At 28.1% G+C, this 2,277-nt stretch carries 3 protein-coding genes; all 3 read right to left on the bottom strand.

Features of this window, described 5'->3' with window-relative positions; all coding sequences use genetic code 11:
- Positions 1-520: 520 nt before the first annotated feature.
- On the bottom strand, positions 521-1,201 hold the full coding sequence (locus ACTG3V_RS15470) for a hypothetical protein (RefSeq protein WP_439133070.1): 681 nt from the start codon (positions 1,199-1,201) through the stop codon (positions 521-523).
- Between the two features lie 154 nt (positions 1,202-1,355).
- On the bottom strand, positions 1,356-1,658 hold the full coding sequence (locus tag ACTG3V_RS15465; protein ID WP_299016479.1) for a HigA family addiction module antitoxin: 303 nt from the start codon (positions 1,656-1,658) through the stop codon (positions 1,356-1,358).
- An 11-nt stretch (positions 1,659-1,669) separates the two neighbouring features.
- Complete coding sequence (locus ACTG3V_RS15460) at positions 1,670-1,951, bottom strand: type II toxin-antitoxin system RelE/ParE family toxin (protein WP_260584645.1); 282 nt, start codon at positions 1,949-1,951, stop codon at positions 1,670-1,672.
- Positions 1,952-2,277 lie beyond the last annotated feature (326 nt).

The raw sequence follows: 2,277 nt of genomic DNA, 5'->3' as shown, positions 1-2,277 counted from the left end.
CCCTTAAAAAGGGCTTAAAAAAGATGATTATTTGATTTTTTAGAGGGTTGTGCAACGGTTACCGGTGTTATGTTTTGTTGCGAAACACTGGAGTAAGCACGTTTTAAATCCGTTTTCAGTTCTTTTAAGAATTTTTTCTTTTTCCTTTTTTTTCTTTTTATTTTTTTTTCAAAATTCCAGTTTACAGAGAAAATTCCCACGTATTAATTCCGAAACGTTGATAAATTCCATTTTATTTTATAATTCTCAGAGAACTTTCCAACAAGAGATTTATTTTTTAAAAACTCTAAAAAAATTCCCGCGTTTTGATTTTTTAAAATTCTAGCGAGAGAGTGTTTAGCATTTTTTTCCCACGTTTAGATTTTCCTGAGCAATAAAACATAACGTGTTTATATATGGTTTGTTGCGTGGTTTAAGCAACTAATTTAGTAAATAATTACAGACAAAGAAAATCCGCGAGGATTTTCGTAAGTAGGCGAGAAGCCAGCAATAAATTATATATGGTGTTGGGTTTAGTACTTTATTCAATTTCGATTAATTCATATAATTCAATTATTCCAGAAAGTTTTTCTTCCCAAATTTTAATTTCCATTGGAAAGTTATTAAGAACAAGTTTATTCAGGTTAATAACTGAATGAACTGGCAATTCAATTTGGTCAGTTACATACATTTCATAAATTGTATTTCCCAAATCACTTTCTTTATCTTTATTTATTATAGTCAACTTGTAGCAATCAAAACCCTTTATTTTTTTTCTGTCTTTTCGGTTTTCAATTATTCTAGATTCTTGATTTTTAGCAAAAAGGTCATATTTTTTATAATTAACGGATTTAGATTTGTCATAATAGTTTAATATTCCACTATTTTTTTTAATCATAAAATAATCGCCAATTATTTTACCCTTCTGTTTAGTATATCTCCAAATGGAATCATTCTCAATTTCAACATAAATTTCTGTTTCAGGTGTTTGAGTTAGAAATTCAGTCATTTGGATTTCTTTAAGTTTTCTATTTATCAAAGAATCTTTTCTTTTCATTTTATAATTTGTATCAATTAAAGAATCTGTTTTTGATTCCAAATCTGATATTCCATTTTCGGTAGAAACTATAGATTTTTTAAAGACAAATTTTTTCGGTTGTTTATTTTGTCCATAAATTACGGAAACTGATAAACTCAAAATTAATATTATCCAAAATTTCATTATTATTCTAAATGTTCGTTTTGTATTAAACCCAACGTGATTGTATAAGATTTGTTGCGTTGAATTTAGCGTAAAGTAGTAAATAATTACTGAGTTAAAAGAGTGCGAAATCTTTCCCAAGTAAGCCAAAAATAGCAATAAAATTTATACGCTGTTAGGCAACGTTGTTGTTTTCGTAATGTTTTATATTTTTCAATTCAGCTTCTTTAATTTCCTTTTGATTTTCAATATCAAAGTCATCTTGGATTCCTAACCAAAATTTTGCAGAATTTCCAAAATATTTACTTAACCTTAAAGCTGTATCCGCTGTAACTCTTCGATTTCCTTTTATAATTTCAGAAATTCTTGTTTGAGGAATTTTCAAGTCTTTTGAAAGTCTATATGCAGAAATTTCAAGAGGCTCAAGAAATTCGTGAAATAAAATTTCTCCTGGATGAATATTTGCTAATTTTTCCATAATTTTCTTTTTTAGTGATAATCAACTATTTCAACTTCACTTGCGTTTCCGTTGTTCCAAATAAAGATGATTCTCCATTGTTTATTAATTCTAATACTATAATATTCTTTCAGATTTCCTGTTAACTTTTCAAGTCGGTTTGATGGTGGAATTCTTAAATCAGCAATATCTTGTGAGTTATTAAGCATTCTCATTTTTCTCCTTCCTACATTTTGAATTTCGTTCGGCAATTTCTTTACTCGAATTCCATTCCAAATTTTTTCAGTTTCTTTCGTTCCAAAAGAAATTATCATATTCTTGTTTTACGTTACTAACGTCAAAGGTATGTGTTTTTTTTTGTTCCACCAAATGTTGCCTAACGGTATTGTATATGGCTCGTAGCGTTAAAATTAGAAAATTATTTTCGGATTAAGCACAAGCCAGATTTTTAAATTTTACTATTTATCTTTTTTATTGGAAATCGTCAAATTTAAAAATTTGGCGACTTTCCAAATATGCCTTAACTTCGATTAAGCAACTGCCCAGCTATGAGCTATATACGTTGTGCCTGTTGCACAACTTGTTAAAGATACAGAAATTTTGTATATTTAGTAATGCAAGGCAAGAAGAAATATCAAGA

It is taken from the genome of Polaribacter sp. (assembly GCF_965660385.1).
Taxonomy (GTDB): domain Bacteria; phylum Bacteroidota; class Bacteroidia; order Flavobacteriales; family Flavobacteriaceae; genus Polaribacter.
Note: the sequence above shows the minus strand (reverse complement) of the source record. Positions and strands in the feature narration are given on the sequence as shown.